Consider the following 15,000-nt stretch of genomic DNA (forward strand, 5'->3'; position numbering starts at 1 on the left):
TTTAGATAAAGTAACCTCATCTGCATATTCTAGGTCTCCGCCAACAGGCAAACCGTGTGCTATTCTTGTAATTTTTATTCCTGATGGCTTTAGTAAACGAGAAATATACATAGCTGTAGCTTCTCCCTCAATATTTGGATTGGTAGCCATTATTACCTCTTCCACATCACTTTCCTGAAGACGTTTGATGAGGGAAGGAACATTGATATCCTCAGGACCAATACCATCCATTGGAGAAATCGCACCATGTAAAACATGATATAAACCATCAAATTCCTTCATTTTTTCCATCGCTATAACATCTTTTGGATCTTGTACTACACAAATTATTTTACGATTTCTTCTTGTATCCTCACAAATATAGCATGGATCTTGATCTGTTATATGACCGCAAACAGAACAATAAGTAAGGTTTCTTTTTGCATTGACGAGTGCTTTCGCAAAGTCTAACACAGTGTCTTCTTTCATATTCAATACAAAAAACGCCAGTCGAGCAGCCGTTTTCGGGCCGATTCCTGGCAATTTCATAAAGCTGTCTATCAGCTTCGATATTGGTTCAGGATAATGCATGGAACTCCTCCTTAGAACATTCCAGGAAGGTTAAGTCCTTTAGTGAATTGCCCCATTGTCGAGTTTGTTAACTCATCCGCTTTCTTTAATGCGTCATTTGTAGCTGCTAGCACAAGATCTTGGAGCATTTCTACGTCTTCCGGATCTACAACCTCTTCCTTTATCACTACATCTACTATTTCTTTATGTCCTGTTACAACAACAGTTACCATTCCACCGCCAGCAGAACCTTCAATTCTTTTGTCTCCAAGCTCCTCTTGAGCTTCCGCCATTTTCTTTTGCATTTTTTGCATTTGTTTCATCATATTTTGCATATTACCCATTCCGCGCATAAGAATACCTCCATAAAATTATAATTATTTATTTCATTTACATATTTTATATAATATGCAAATTTCTATTTCGGTTCAACAATCAGTCCTTCACTTCAAGCAATTCTTCACCAAATAATTTTTTGGCCTCAGAAACGATCGGATCTTCCGCTTGGCTTTCACCATCTTCTTCGCCCGAACCTGAATGATGGGAGCTATTCAAGAATTCTTCCCTTATTTTTAACCACTGCTCTTCAGGGACTCCTACTAATTTATAGCTTCTTCCCAAAAGCTGTTGAAGAGAAGACGTAATTGTCTCTATAAATTTAACATTATCTAATGCCATTTGACAGTGGATTTCATATTTAAATTTAATAACAATCGAATCCGTCGATGCAGCAACCGGTTCTGCTTCATTTAAGAGAGCCGCTTGCGATCTCATCTGGTTTTTAACGAGTTGTCCAAGCATATTTCCCCAATTGCTCTTTATATTTTGAAGCTCTTGTTTCGTTGCAGCTTTGAGTATTTCATTGATTTTCCCAGTAGGTGCCTGGAATCCCTTTCGGTTTGACCTCACCTTCTTCTGAGGTGCAGCTTCCTCTGGTGAGCTACTTATACCTGACTGTCGTATTCTAGCTAATTCTTCTTCCAGACTGTTTATTTTAGAAATAAGTCCTTGTATTTCACTGCTTGACGGTGCGCCAACACTGGATTCATTTAATGAAGTTGCCATTTGACACAATTTAACGATAGCTACCTCTAGAAAAATTCTGGGATGATTTGTCCACCGCATATCCTGCTGTGTTTTGTTCAACAAGCTGATTAGTTCATATATTTGCTCCTGTCCATAAAGATCAGCTAAGTCTCTGAATTCGTCATCAAGCATAACCCTCTCCAATGACTCTTCCAAATTAGGTGCAGTTTTATACAACAGCATATCTCGAAAGAAGAAAATAAAGTCTTCAATAAATCGGGATGGGTCTTTTCCAGAAAACAGCAATTCATCTAACGATTGCAGTCCTTTTACAGTATCTTTTTCATAAACTGCTTTTGCCAGTTCATTTAGAAACCCTTGTGAAACAGCACCTGTAACAGTTAATGCATCTTCTACAGTTACACTATCTTGACTGTAAGAGATAGCTTGGTCCAACAAACTCAAGGCATCCCGCATTCCACCATCGGCTGCGCGAGCTATCATCTGGAGGGCCTTATCATCACATGATATACCAGATTCATCTATAATAAGCCTCATTCTCTTCACAATCGATTGAGCTGTAATTCTTCTAAAGTCAAAGCGTTGACATCTGGAGATAATCGTTAATGGTATTTTATGTGGCTCAGTAGTGGCCAAAATGAAGATTACATGCTTAGGTGGTTCCTCTAATGTTTTTAATAATGCATTGAATGCTCCAATAGAAAGCATATGCACTTCGTCTATTATATAAACCTTATATGGGACAGAACTCGGGGCATATTTTACTTTATCTCTAATATCCCTTATTTCCTCTACTCCGTTATTGGAAGCAGCATCTATTTCTATCACATCTGGAATGGAGCCATCTGTAATTCCTTTACATGCAGCACACTCGTTGCACGGCTCACTTATTGGAGCTCTTTCGCAGTTTACCGCTTTTGCAAGAATCTTGGCAGCACTTGTTTTACCAGTTCCTCTTGGGCCTGAGAATAAGTATGCATGCGTTGTTTTTTGCTGAAGAAGGGCATTCTGGAGTGTTTTTGTTATATGTTCCTGACCTACTACATCAATAAATTGCTGCGGTCTCCATACCCGATATAATGCTTGGTAATTCATGCTTGCCCCCCTTTCTTTCCGCTCTTTTTATTATATCTTATCTATATGTATTTTTACATTAAAACAACGGTACAAACTTTTATACATAACCGTAGTATTCCTTTTTATAACTAAAAAGACTCACTCTTATCACAAGAATGAGTCTTTATTATTATAAAGTTTAACTGCCGTGCACCTTTCGTCGACTAGCACCCATAAGCGTTACTTAAGCAGTTAGCTCAGTCCAGGCAACCCTGCGGCACATGGGGGTGTCCACTTAATGCTGCTTCCTTCCGGACCTGACATAGTTCATGGATTCCCATTGCGCAGGACCCGGACGTCAACACCACTTACTTAAGGCAGACCCTACAGGATACTAGCCTCAGAAAGGAGTTCAGCCTCGCTAGAGCGGATTGCGAGTACAGGGCACCGCTACCTCCCCGCTTAGCACGACAAACTTGATACCAAATTTAATGTGTCATCTTGGACACAAACTAAGTATACTTATATTCAACCAAAAAAGCAATAATTATAAGCTGTTAATTTTTGTAATATTATTTTCTGCTCTTTTTTTCTTCTCCGCTTTTTTTCTTTCACGAAGTTCTCGGAAGAAGTTTGTTAATAGCTCGCCGGTTTCCTTTTCTAGTACTCCAGATACTAGCTCACACTGATGATTGAATCGGTCATCCTGAAGAAGATTCATGAAAGTGCCTGCACATCCTCCCTTAGGATCACTTGCACCGTAGACTACCTTTTTAACTCGAGAAAGGAGAATTGCCCCCGAGCACATTGCACATGGCTCAAGCGTAACGTACAGTGTCGCATTATCCAATCTCCAGCTTCCTGTTTCTTTACAGGCTAAATCTATTGCCAAAAGCTCAGCATGAGCAATTGCTCTCTGCTCTGCCTCGCGCAAATTATGTGCCTTTGAGATTACTACCCCATCTAGCACAACAACAGCTCCTATAGGAACCTCTCCAAGATTACCTGCTCTTTTCGCTTCATCCATGGCAATTCTCATAAAATAATTATCATCTTTTTCTACATTCATTATTTATCACCCTGTGCTTACTATTGTTTTTATTAAAAAGTGTAATTTATTTTCTTAAGTTACTTAAACTAATGACACATTTATTACTAATTACTATAAAAAAAGAGAGGTTACATATGAACAATTCATCTAAAGCACTCTTAATAATCGACATGATCAATGACTTTCAATTCGAACACGGATCCATTTTAGCTGAAAAAGCTTCATTAATCGCAAAAAATATATCCGCCTTGAAGAATTATTGCCATAAATCTAAGATCCCTGTAATTTATATCAATGATCATTATAGCTTATGGAAAGCCGATTTAGCCAAAATCATTGAATATTGCTCAAATGAATACAACGATACTATTTTTACCCTGCTTACTCCAAAGGAGCAAGATTACTTCTTAATTAAACCAAAGCATTCAGCCTTTTATGGAACTGCCTTGAATACACTGCTTCATCAGCTAAAGGTGGATGAGCTTATCCTAACAGGTATTGCCGGCAATATTTGTGTACTCTTCACAGCAAATGATGCTTATATGAGAGAATATTCATTGATTGTTCCAGAGAATTGCATTGCCTCGGTAGATGAGCAAGATAATAGCTATGCCTTAACCATGATGAAGAATGTCATGGATGCAAAAATATTTAAGTATGAAAAAAATAGTATCATGTCATCCCCAATTAACACATAGACTGCAATAAGGAATCTTAACAGCAGGAGGGGATTTTCCCATGCAGATACACGTTGTCCAGGCAAACCAGACGTTGACAGGCATTGCTCAAGCTTATGGAACTACCGTAACAAATATTGTTGAGGCGAATAATTTACCTAATCCTAATAAGCTGGTTATCGGCCAAGCGCTTGTCATCCCAATTGTTGGACGGTTCTATTGGGTTCAACCAGGGGACAGCCTATTTTCTATTTCCAGAAGATTTGGTATGTCTTATCAGCAGTTGGCTAGTGTTAACCGCTTATCACCAAACAGCGCATTAACGGTAGGGTATCGCTTATATATTCCACAGCAACCGAAAAGAGCAGGAGAATTCAATGCTTATGTCGAGCCGCGGGGTACTACAGTAGCTCCTGCGCTTGAGTCTTCAGCAAGAGAAGCAGCTCCATACTTAACCTATCTTGCCCCATTCAGCTTCCAAGCACTTAGAAATGGACAACTAAAAGAGCCTCTGCTTGGTAATTTCCCTTCCATTGCGGCAAATAATAATAATGTACTGATGATGGTAATCACAAATCAAGAAAATGATCAATTCAGTGATGAGCTAGGAAGAATCCTATTAAATGATCAAGCAATTCAAAATACCTTTTTAAATAATATCGTGGCGACTGCAAAGAAATATGGATTTAGAGACATCCACTTTGATTTTGAATATTTAAGACCCGCAGACCGAGAAGCTTATAATGCATTTTTACGTAAAGCAAAAGCACGCTTCTCTCGAGAAGGTTGGCTCCTTTCCACTGCTTTAGCTCCGAAAACAAGCGCTGGCCAGAAGGGTAAATGGTATGAAGCTCACGACTATCGCGCGCACGGAGAAATTGTAGACTTTGTCGTAATAATGACATATGAGTGGGGTTATAGTGGCGGACCAGCAATGGCAGTCTCACCTATTGGACCAGTGCGTAATGTCCTTGAATACGCACTCACAGAAATGCCGTCAAACAAAATAATGATGGGACAAAACCTTTACGGATACGACTGGACACTTCCTTTCGTTCAAGGATCTGTTGCAAAGGCAGTTAGTCCACAGAGTGCAATTCAGCTTGCGGCAGATAATAACGTCGCCATACTTTATGACACGACTGCCCAAGCGCCACATTTTAACTATACAGATGCCCAAGGACGTCAGCATGAGGTTTGGTTTGAGGATGCAAGGTCCATTCAGGCAAAGTTCGACCTTGTGAAAGAGCTTGATATTAGAGGTGTAAGCTATTGGAAGCTCGGCTTGCCTTTCCCACAAAATTGGCTGTTGATATCAGATAACTTCAACGTGACGAAAAGATGATATCGGCACTTATGGTTAATAGTTGTCAATTAGTTGCCTTTATAAAAAGGCAGCTTTTTTTTATGATTAACTACTTTTAAGGACATACCACCTACATTTCTCAGGAAATATCATGCAGCTTTATTTAACGATAGTTTATGTCCACAACTGCTTCTCATATGTTAAAATGACTTCATATGTCTTTTTTATTTTTTTAATATATAAATTGGGGGGACAAGCATTGAACAATATCCCTTTTATTACAGTAGAAGGTCCTATTGGTGTTGGAAAAACTTCGTTAGCGAAGCTGATTTCTGACCATTTTCAGTATCACCTATTGAAGGAAATCGTTGAGGAAAACCCTTTTTTAGGAAAATTTTACGAGAACATTGATGAATGGAGTTTCCAAACGGAAATGTTTTTTTTATGCAATCGATATAAACAACTTAATGATATACAATCCAACTTTTTAGACAAGAATATTCCTGTCATAGCTGATTATCATATATTAAAGAATTTAATTTTTGCAAAAAGAACCCTGCAAGAAAAAGAGCTATCTAAATATATCCGAATTTATGATGTACTGACAGAAGAATTACCTGCACCGAACATCATCATCTATCTTCATGCTAGCCTTGACACTCTTATGGAACGCATACAAAAAAGAGACAGAGATATTGAAAAAAATATCAGTCCTTTATATTTAGAGCAATTGTCAGCAGACTATCAAGATGTGATGGAAAAGTATCAAAAGCAGTACCCGGACGTCCAAGTGCTTCCATTCAACGGCGATGCTTTAGACTTTGTCAAAAACAAAAAAGATCTTGACACTATCATTGATAAAATTAAGCAAACTTTAAAATTAGGAGCATATAATCATGAATCTACGCAAGAAATATAATATTCCAAGCAATTCAGTCATCACGATTGCTGGAACAGTCGGTGTCGGCAAGTCGACATTAACAAACGCACTAGCTGATGCGCTTCAATTCCGCACATCCTTTGAAAAGGTTGATACAAACCCATATTTAGATAAGTTTTACCATGATTTCAGCAGATGGAGTTTTCATCTGCAAGTATACTTTCTTGCTGAAAGATTTAAAGAACAGAAAAAAATCTTTGAATATGGAGGAGGCTTCATACAAGATCGCTCTATATACGAAGATACAGGCATATTCGCAAGAATGCACTATGAAAAAGGCACGATGTCTGAAACAGACTACGAAACATATACAAGCTTATTCGATGCTATGGTTATGACTCCTTACTTCCCTCATCCTGATTTATTAATTTATTTAGAAGGCTCATTAGATGATATTCTTGCGAGAATTGATAAAAGAGGACGTACAATGGAGAAAGAGACACCAGTTGAGTATTGGCAGGAAATGCACAGTCGTTATGAAAAGTGGATAGATTCTTTCTCATCATGTCCTGTACTGCGTCTTAACATTAATGACTATGATGCTACAGAAGGAACTTCTGCAATTGAACCAATCCTTGAAAAAATAGCTGTTATTTTAGAACAAAAAAACCTTGCAAAAAGATAAAGAAGAGGAGACTGCTCCTCTTCTTTTTTTGTATAAAAAAAAAGGCCTGCTGTAAACAGCAGACCTTATATCTCCAATATTTATGCGCAATGTTAGAAAAAATAATCATGGAGGAGGAAAGGGGATTCGAACCCCTGCGCGGTTTGACCCGCCTGTCGGTTTTCAAGACCGATCCCTTCAGCCGGACTTGGGTATTCCTCCATCAGACAAAGAATAATATATCATAGTGGATTATCTATGTCAATTAAATTTTTATATTAATATATAGAAGAAGCAACAGCTCCTCCTATATATTATAATGCTCTAACTGATTACTTTATAACCTCTCTATTTCCCATATACGGGCGCAATACCTCAGGAATAACTACACTGCCATCCTCTTGCTGATAGTTCTCAAGTAGTGCTGCAACTGTACGGCCAATCGCAAGTCCAGAGCCATTAAGTGTATGCACATGCTCTGGCTTGCCCTTTGCTTCTCGTCTGAAGCGGATGTTTGCTCTTCTTGCTTGGAATGCTTCAAAGTTACTGCAAGAAGATATTTCTCTGTAAGAACCATAGCTTGGTATCCAGACTTCTACATCGTATTTTTTTGCAGCTGTGAAACCTAAGTCACCTGTGCACATGCTTAGTACTCGGTATGGTAATCCAAGAAGCTGCAAGACTTTCTCTGCATTTCCAGTCAATGTTTCCAACTCTTCATAAGAATCCTCTGGTTTAACAAACTTAACTAACTCTACTTTATTAAACTGATGCTGTCTAATTAGTCCTCTTGTATCTCTTCCAGCCGAACCTGCTTCTGAACGGAAGTTAGCACTGAATGCTGCATATTTGATAGGAAGCTGATCACCATCTAAAATCTCATCACGATGCAGGTTTGTAACAGGTACTTCTGATGTAGGGATTAAGAAATAATCCTCTTTCTCGATTAAGAAAGCATCCTCTTCAAATTTAGGAAGCTGTCCAGTTCCCGTTAAACTTGCTCTATTAACTAAGAACGGAGGTATAACTTCCTTATAGCCATGCTCTTCTGTATGAAGATCAAGCATAAAGTTAAACAAAGCTCTTTCTAGTCTAGCACCAAGCCCTTTGTAAAATACAAAACGACTTCCAGTTACCTTTGCTGCTCTTTCGAAATCAAGTAGATCCAAATCAGTTGCAACATCCCAATGTGGTTTTGGCTCGAAATCAAATTCTCTTACTTCGCCCCATTTTCTTATTTCCACATTATCATCTTCTGTATCACCAACTGGAACACTTTCATGAGGAAGGTTTGGTATACCTAGCATTATTGTGTTCAGTCTTTCTTCCACTTGGCGCAGTTCATCGTCAAATCCCTTGATTTTTTCGCCAACTTCACGCATTTCAAGGATTAATGCCTCAGCATCCTTTTTCTCACGTTTTAATGCGGCAACCTCTTGAGAAACTTCATTTCTTCTGCTTTTTAGTTGTTCTGTTTCAACAATCAATTCTCGTCTTCTTGTATCAAGCTCTTCAAAATATTCCAATTCAGATAGGTCTTCACCACGATGTTGCAACTGCTCTTTCACAAAGTCAAAATTTGCGCGTACAAATTTAATATCAAGCATTTTTTTTCCTCCTTACATTTTCATCTATAGGTACTCTACTTTTACATTTTCATAACAGAACACAAAAAACTCCCGTCCCCAAAAAGGGACGAGAGTTACCCGCGTTGCCACCCTAGTTGAAAGCATATGCTTTCCACCTTAAAAAAACATAACGGTTTTTTAAACCGAAAACAATTACTCGCCAAATTAGCTGACTTTCCTTGTTTTAACTCTAGGATGGATTCACAGGCTATATTCACCGATTCACACCAGCCATCGGCTCTCTTAAGAATAAATTTATCCTGCTACTGTTTCCTATCATTGTAGATACCATATATAAGTTTTTTTCATCGTACTATAATTATGAACAAAGTTCAACCACTATATACAATTTAGTTCTTTATGGCGTGCTCCCCACGGACTAATTATTGTTTAATGGTGGTAGAACCAGCTTCATATAATATATGCGCTTGCTGGAGCTTAGTACATGATGTCAATCAAACTTTATTTTCTATAGAATAAAAAGATGTCCTTGTTAGTAATAAAGAATAAAAAAAGATTCCTGTTTATACAGGAATCTCTTTTTATTAGAACCAGCCCTTTACTGTCGATGAAACACTGTCCCAGATATTAGCAAAGAAGGAGCCAACGCCGCGCATTGCCAATACGAACCAGTTTGCTTTTTCAACCGTTTCTGCTGCTACAACATCTACACTAGCTTTCTTTTCTCCATCACTAGTTAAAAACTGTACTGCTTTGCCATCCTTTGTCTCTAAAGTGACATGACCAACCTTATCACCTTTTTTTACTGGAGCAGCTAATTCACCATTGCTGTTTAACTTTTTATCATCCAATACTAGCTTTGCCACATAATTTTCTTTATCTGTTTTCTTGATCATTAAATTAACAGCATCACTCGTTTGGATTTTTACAGTGTCTTCTTTACCCTTTGTTACTTTTAACGATTCATTGCCTTTTACTGTATAACCAGCAGGAAGAACTTCTTCTGTACTAAAATTATTAAATCCGTAATCTAACAGCTTAGTTGCCTCTGTGAAGCGACTGTTTTTAGTTTCACTTTTCATAATAACAGCAATAATTCGTTGATCACCACGTTTTGCAGTTGCTGTTACATTATAGCCTGCATAATCAGTAGAACCTGTTTTTAGACCATCTGCTCCTTCATAGCCAAATACCAATGAAGGTAACAGCCAGTTAAAGTTAGCGTATGTTCTATTATCACGGAATTTAAGTTTTGGCATGCTGGATGTCTCCAGTACTTCCGGATAATCGATTAGTAAATGGTAAGCGAGTTTTGCAACAGCTTTAGCACTCATTTCATTTTCATCTGTTTCGCTGCCTGCAGGATAACTGCCCAAAAGGTCCGTATTATTTAAACCAGAAGCGTTAACAAACTTGTAATCTTTAAGTCCTAACTCTTCTGCTTTTTCGTTCATAACATTAATATAGTTTTTTTCTGTTCCAGCAAGAAGTTCAGCAAGTGCGACAGTTGCAGCATTACCTGAGAATATTCCCATTGCTTGATAAAGTTCTTTTACTGTATACTCTTCGCCTTCAGTCAAGCCAATATTAGACAAACCAGGAGCACCGGATAAACGATGAATATAATTGTTTATTTTAACTTTTTGATCCCAGCTAATTTTTCCTTCTTTGATTGCTTCAAGGACATTATATTCTGTCATCATTTTTGACATGGATGCCACGCCCATTAGTTTATCGGCATTTTTTTCATACAATATCTCACCTGTAGCAGCATCTACTAATATTGCTGCCCCAGCATCCAATCCCAAATCGTCATTCTCAGCTGCATTTGCTTGTTGCGGTAGACCTGCTGCCACAGCACTTATAACAAGCATTGTCATAAGTAAGTACAAGGTCCACTTTCTCATTTGTTTCACTAATAAAACCTCCAACACTTAAGATTATCTATTAAACTTTAAATTATTTTTTTATTAAGAATTTCCCTTGTACAGTTTACCATAAAAAAAACAAAAAAAATAGACGGTGATAGAGTTCACCATCTATTGTAATATTCCGTAACAATTGCAAAACTAATATTATGAAATAGAGTAGTTTGGAGCTTCTTTTGTAATTTGCACATCATGTGGGTGGCTTTCTCTTAAACCAGCACCAGTCATTTTTACAAATTGTGAATGCTCTCTCAATTCTTGAAGATCCTTAGAACCGCAATATCCCATACCTGAACGAATTCCACCTACCAATTGATAGATAGTATCAGAAAGTGGTCCTTTATATGGTAGACGGCCTTCAATACCCTCTGGAACGAACTTTTTATTATCTTCTTGGAAGTAACGGTCTTTTGAACCTTTTTCCATCGCAGATACAGATCCCATTCCTCTATATACTTTAAAGCGTCGGCCTTGGAATATTTCCGTTTCTCCAGGGCTTTCAGATACACCTGCAAGAAGACTTCCAAGCATTACTGCGTGTCCGCCTGCTGCTAATGCTTTAACGATATCTCCAGAGTATTTAATTCCTCCATCAGCAATAATGGCTTTACCATGCTTTCTAGCTTCTGTAGCACAGTCATAAACTGCAGTGATTTGTGGAACACCTACACCAGCAACAACCCTTGTCGTACAGATTGATCCTGGACCAATACCTACTTTAACAACATCTGCCCCTGCTTCTATAAGTGCTTTTGTGCCTTCTGCAGTTGCCACGTTTCCAGCGATAATAGTTAATTCAGGGAAAGCATTTCTAATATCTCTTATACCGTCTAAAACGCCTTTTGAATGGCCGTGTGCTGTATCGATTACGATAGCATCGACTTGGGATTTAACAAGGAGTTCAACTCGTTTAATTGCATCAGCTGTAACACCGACAGCCGCACCTACAAGCAGTCTGCCCTGTGCATCCTTCGCAGAATTAGGAAACTCAATTACCTTTTCAATATCTTTGATTGTAATAAGGCCTTTTAAGACTCCATCCTCATTGATAAGAGGCAATTTTTCAATTTTATGTTTTTGCAGAATCTTCTCTGCTTCGTCCAATGTTGTACCAACTGGAGCCGTTACTAAGTCTTCCTTAGTCATTACATCGCTAATTTTAATGGAAAAGTCTTCTATGAAGCGTAAATCTCTATTTGTTAAGATACCAACTAATTTTTGATCATCATTATTGTTAACAATAGGTACACCAGAAATACGGTATTTGCCCATTAGATGTTCAGCATCAAATACTTGATGATCTGGAGTTAAGAAGAATGGATCAGTAATAACGCCACTCTCTGAGCGTTTAACTTTATCTACTTGCTCAGCTTGCTGCTCAATTGACATGTTTTTATGGATAATACCCATTCCACCTTGTCTTGCAATAGCTATAGCCATTTCTGCCTCTGTAACAGTATCCATTCCAGCACTAATCAACGGAATGTTTAATTTTAAATTCGGTGCCAATTCCACTTTTAAGCTGACATCTCTTGGTAAAACTTCTGATTTAGCTGGTATCAATAAAACATCATCAAAGGTTAAACCTTCTTTAGCAAACTTACTTTCCCACATTTTAACGCCTCCAATTAGTAAAAAAATATTATTAGTAGGTTATCAATTGGACAAAATACTGTCAAGGTTAGTTTAATAAGTTTCATTTTTCAAAAAATTCAGGAGGCAATACATATGTACAGTTCCTACAAGGATTGGGATTCATTTAGCTGCTTTTTTTCAGCAGAATACTCCCAGCTTTTTCTAAAAAAATGTTATAAATTACTTCATACAAATGAAGTCGAAACAAAGAGCTATCAAAACTGTTATCCATTTATTTATTTTCTAGAGCATGGCAAGCTCTATTACCAACAGGCCCTTAACTCACCAATTAGTATACAGCCTGTTTTACTATTTTATGGATTTGTTCACTTAATTAAAGCATGTCTACTTACAATAGATCCGTCTTACCCAAGCAGTACCTCTGTACTGGCACATGGTGTATCAACAAGAAAAAGAAAAAAGCAGCAGTACTTATTTTTTAAGGACGAAATAAAAATCCAAAAAAATGGTCTGTTTACCTGTATGTCTGAGAATATGTTTCAATTTCCTTCAATCGAGGGAGAGAAATTCCAAATGGGAGAACTTTTGCAACAAATACCTGAACTTAGTGATCTATTTCATATATTTACAGGTAATCCTTCCTTCCTACCAGTTTCCTTTTCAAACACAGAGGCAATTATTCCTTCTAAGATTTTAGACAGCTACTTTATGAGTAAAGATCGCTTTCAACATTATTTGGAGTCACAGCTTGAAAACCCAATCAGGAATATTAAACCATGTAAGACGAGTATTGAAGTTGCTTTTTCTGAACCTGTAAAACCAGTTCCTCCCTTTTACTACAATGTGATGGATAACAAACACTATATTCCAATAGAAAAACGAAGTGTACAACTGCCAGAAATTTTGGTGCATTACTTATTATTATATAATTTAAGCATGATTGCCAGATACGAAATAGAGTGGTGGAGTGAGCTTCTCAAGACAATGCCAAATCAGGATTATCCGTATATTGAATCTTTTCTATCGATTGCAGCCAAAAAAGGGCCTCAACTCATTTATAACTTTTTAGCGAAAAAAATGTAGCTGAATTTCAACTTTATCTCCAAAAGCATTGCAAAAAAGCATCTAGTAATGTACTAGATGCTTTTGTTCGTGCCTGGCGACGTCCTACTCTCACAGGGGGAGAGCCCCCAACTACCATCGGCGCTGAGAAGCTTAACTTCCGTGTTCGGTATGGGAACGGGTGTGACCTTCTCGCTATCGCCACCAGACTATTATGTTTTTATGAGTTGTTCTCTCAAAACTAAATCATATAAGAAGAAAAGCAAGAACCAAGTAATCTTTTGTCCAGCTTCAAAAGCCAAATCGTACGGCTGTTTCACTCACTCACACACAGTCTTACGACTGCTATTCGTGTGCTCCAACACCCTACCGATTTAAGCGGTCTTTTTCCGCTTTTCATTTTAGTTAAGTCCTCGATCTATTAGTATTTGTCAGCTCCACATGTCACCATGCTTCCACCTCAAACCTATCAACCTGATCATCTTTCAGGGATCTTACTAGCTTACGCTATGGGAAATCTCATCTCGAGGGGGGCTTCATGCTTAGATGCTTTCAGCACTTATCCCTTCCGCACATAGCTACCCAGCTATGCCTTTGGCAAGACAACTGGTACACCAGCGGTGCGTCCATCCCGGTCCTCTCGTACTAAGGACAGCTCCTCTCAAATTTCCTACGCCCACGACGGATAGGGACCGAACTGTCTCACGACGTTCTGAACCCAGCTCGCGTACCGCTTTAATGGGCGAACAGCCCAACCCTTGGGACCGACTACAGCCCCAGGATGCGATGAGCCGACATCGAGGTGCCAAACCTCCCCGTCGATGTGGACTCTTGGGGGAGATAAGCCTGTTATCCCCGGGGTAGCTTTTATCCGTTGAGCGATGGCCCTTCCATGCGGAACCACCGGATCACTAAGCCCGACTTTCGTCCCTGCTCGACTTGTAGGTCTCGCAGTCAAGCTCCCTTGTGCCTTTACACTCTACGAATGATTTCCAACCATTCTGAGGGAACCTTTGGGCGCCTCCGTTACTTTTTAGGAGGCGACCGCCCCAGTCAAACTGCCCACCTGACACTGTCTCCCACCCCGATAAGGGGTGCGGGTTAGAATGTCAATACAGCCAGGGTAGTATCCCACCAATGCCTCCACCGAAGCTGGCGCTCCGGCTTCCAAGGCTCCTACCTATCCTGTACAAGCTGTACCAAAATTCAATATCAGGCTACAGTAAAGCTCCACGGGGTCTTTCCGTCCTGTCGCGGGTAACCTGCATCTTCACAGGTACTATAATTTCACCGAGTCTCTCGTTGAGACAGTGCCCAGATCGTTACACCTTTCGTGCGGGTCGGAACTTACCCGACAAGGAATTTCGCTACCTTAGGACCGTTATAGTTACGGCCGCCGTTTACTGGGGCTTCAATTCAGAGCTTCGCGCGAACGCTAACCCCTCCTCTTAACCTTCCAGCACCGGGCAGGTGTCAGCCCCTATACTTCGCCTTACGGCTTCGCAGAGACCTGTGTTTTTGCTAAACAGTCGCCTGGGCCTATTCACTGCGGCTCTCTCGGGCTTGCACCCAAAAGAGCACCCCTTCTCCCGAAG

The 15,000-nt window shown here is 39.1% G+C and carries 12 protein-coding genes, 1 tRNA gene, 2 rRNA genes, 1 other RNA gene and 1 other annotated feature (2 of these 17 running past the window's edge); of the genes, 5 read left to right on the top strand and 11 right to left on the bottom strand.

Going from position 1 to position 15,000, the window contains the following annotated elements; translation table 11 throughout:
- The 5 genes from recR to tadA all read right to left on the bottom strand — a co-directional run.
- Positions 1 to 570, bottom strand: the 5' portion of a protein-coding gene (recR, locus tag CEQ21_RS13040) for a recombination mediator RecR (RefSeq protein ID WP_185764898.1). Its footprint begins 27 nt before the window's first position; the window shows 570 of its 597 coding nt (coding positions 1-570); the start codon lies at positions 568 to 570; the stop codon falls past the left edge of the window.
- A gap of 11 nt (positions 571 to 581) precedes the next feature.
- Positions 582 to 902 carry a YbaB/EbfC family nucleoid-associated protein gene (locus CEQ21_RS13045; RefSeq protein ID WP_127743018.1) on the bottom strand — a complete coding sequence of 107 codons (321 nt, stop codon included), beginning with the start codon at positions 900 to 902 and terminating at the stop codon, positions 582 to 584.
- An 82-nt stretch (positions 903 to 984) separates the two neighbouring features.
- Entirely contained in the window at positions 985 to 2,691 is a 1,707-nt protein-coding gene (dnaX, locus tag CEQ21_RS13050) for a DNA polymerase III subunit gamma/tau (RefSeq protein ID WP_185764899.1), read from the bottom strand.
- Positions 2,692 to 2,858: 167 nt separating this feature from the next.
- An RNA gene (ffs, locus tag CEQ21_RS13055) (signal recognition particle sRNA large type) lies at positions 2,859 to 3,123 on the bottom strand.
- Positions 3,124 to 3,199: 76 nt separating this feature from the next.
- Positions 3,200 to 3,721, bottom strand: a complete 522-nt coding sequence (gene tadA, locus CEQ21_RS13060) for a tRNA adenosine(34) deaminase TadA (protein WP_185764900.1) — start codon at positions 3,719 to 3,721, stop codon at positions 3,200 to 3,202.
- 116 nt (positions 3,722 to 3,837) lie between these two features.
- Here tadA and CEQ21_RS13065 point away from each other — a divergent pair, with 116 nt between their 5' ends.
- The 4 genes from CEQ21_RS13065 (at position 3,838) to CEQ21_RS13080 (ending at position 7,251) form a co-directional block, all read left to right on the top strand.
- The gene (locus tag CEQ21_RS13065) at positions 3,838 to 4,401 is read left to right on the top strand and encodes a cysteine hydrolase family protein (protein ID WP_185764901.1); all 564 of its coding nucleotides are present in this window, start codon (positions 3,838 to 3,840) and stop codon (positions 4,399 to 4,401) included.
- A 40-nt stretch (positions 4,402 to 4,441) separates the two neighbouring features.
- On the top strand, positions 4,442 to 5,725 hold the full coding sequence (locus CEQ21_RS13070) for a LysM peptidoglycan-binding domain-containing protein (protein WP_185764902.1): 1,284 nt from the start codon (positions 4,442 to 4,444) through the stop codon (positions 5,723 to 5,725).
- Between the two features lie 220 nt (positions 5,726 to 5,945).
- Positions 5,946 to 6,605: a deoxynucleoside kinase gene (locus CEQ21_RS13075; protein WP_185764903.1), complete on the top strand. Its 660-nt coding sequence runs from the start codon at positions 5,946 to 5,948 to the stop codon at positions 6,603 to 6,605.
- Positions 6,583 to 7,251, top strand: a complete 669-nt coding sequence (locus CEQ21_RS13080; RefSeq protein ID WP_185764904.1) for a deoxynucleoside kinase — start codon at positions 6,583 to 6,585, stop codon at positions 7,249 to 7,251. The genes CEQ21_RS13075 and CEQ21_RS13080 overlap by 23 nt, the downstream gene beginning before the upstream one ends.
- Before the next feature lie 108 nt (positions 7,252 to 7,359).
- Here the strand turns inward: CEQ21_RS13080 and CEQ21_RS13085 are convergent.
- From CEQ21_RS13085 to guaB, 4 genes are all read right to left on the bottom strand, one after another.
- Positions 7,360 to 7,452 (bottom strand) — tRNA-Ser (locus CEQ21_RS13085).
- Positions 7,453 to 7,562: 110 nt separating this feature from the next.
- Entirely contained in the window at positions 7,563 to 8,837 is a 1,275-nt protein-coding gene (gene serS / locus CEQ21_RS13090) for a serine--tRNA ligase (protein ID WP_185764905.1), read from the bottom strand.
- Positions 8,838 to 8,918: 81 nt separating this feature from the next.
- Positions 8,919 to 9,147, bottom strand: a binding site (T-box leader).
- Between the two features lie 256 nt (positions 9,148 to 9,403).
- Positions 9,404 to 10,726: a serine hydrolase gene (locus CEQ21_RS13095; protein WP_185767263.1), complete on the bottom strand. Its 1,323-nt coding sequence runs from the start codon at positions 10,724 to 10,726 to the stop codon at positions 9,404 to 9,406.
- A gap of 168 nt (positions 10,727 to 10,894) precedes the next feature.
- Complete coding sequence (gene guaB, locus CEQ21_RS13100; protein ID WP_185764906.1) at positions 10,895 to 12,361, bottom strand: IMP dehydrogenase; 1,467 nt, start codon at positions 12,359 to 12,361, stop codon at positions 10,895 to 10,897.
- A 114-nt stretch (positions 12,362 to 12,475) separates the two neighbouring features.
- Between guaB and CEQ21_RS13105 the strand changes: the two genes are divergently transcribed.
- Entirely contained in the window at positions 12,476 to 13,426 is a 951-nt protein-coding gene (locus tag CEQ21_RS13105) for a YaaC family protein (protein ID WP_185764907.1), read from the top strand.
- Between the two features lie 71 nt (positions 13,427 to 13,497).
- Here CEQ21_RS13105 and rrf read toward each other — a convergent pair.
- Both rrf and CEQ21_RS13115 read right to left on the bottom strand, forming a co-directional pair.
- Positions 13,498 to 13,614, bottom strand: a 5S ribosomal RNA gene (gene rrf, locus CEQ21_RS13110).
- Positions 13,615 to 13,806: 192 nt separating this feature from the next.
- Positions 13,807 to 15,000 (bottom strand): 23S ribosomal RNA (locus CEQ21_RS13115) (it continues 1,740 nt past the right edge of the window).

It is taken from the genome of Niallia circulans (assembly GCF_007273535.1).
Classification (GTDB): domain Bacteria; phylum Bacillota; class Bacilli; order Bacillales; family Cytobacillaceae; genus Niallia; species Niallia circulans_B.

Bases quoted from the DNA above. Each gene is read 5' to 3' on its own strand.
- dnaX (WP_185764899.1), bottom strand. From the start codon at position 2,691: ATGAATTACCAAGCATTATATCGGGTATGGAGACCGCAGCAATTTATT.
- CEQ21_RS13080 (WP_185764904.1), top strand. From the start codon at position 6,583: ATGAATCTACGCAAGAAATATAATATTCCAAGCAATTCAGTCATCACG.
- CEQ21_RS13105 (WP_185764907.1), top strand. From the start codon at position 12,476: ATGTACAGTTCCTACAAGGATTGGGATTCATTTAGCTGCTTTTTTTCA.
- CEQ21_RS13070 (WP_185764902.1), top strand. From the start codon at position 4,442: ATGCAGATACACGTTGTCCAGGCAAACCAGACGTTGACAGGCATTGCT.
- serS (WP_185764905.1), bottom strand. From the start codon at position 8,837: ATGCTTGATATTAAATTTGTACGCGCAAATTTTGACTTTGTGAAAGAG.
- CEQ21_RS13095 (WP_185767263.1), bottom strand. From the start codon at position 10,726: ATGAGAAAGTGGACCTTGTACTTACTTATGACAATGCTTGTTATAAGT.
- CEQ21_RS13045 (WP_127743018.1), bottom strand. From the start codon at position 902: ATGCGCGGAATGGGTAATATGCAAAATATGATGAAACAAATGCAAAAA.
- CEQ21_RS13065 (WP_185764901.1), top strand. From the start codon at position 3,838: ATGAACAATTCATCTAAAGCACTCTTAATAATCGACATGATCAATGAC.
- tadA (WP_185764900.1), bottom strand. From the start codon at position 3,721: ATGAATGTAGAAAAAGATGATAATTATTTTATGAGAATTGCCATGGAT.
- guaB (WP_185764906.1), bottom strand. From the start codon at position 12,361: ATGTGGGAAAGTAAGTTTGCTAAAGAAGGTTTAACCTTTGATGATGTT.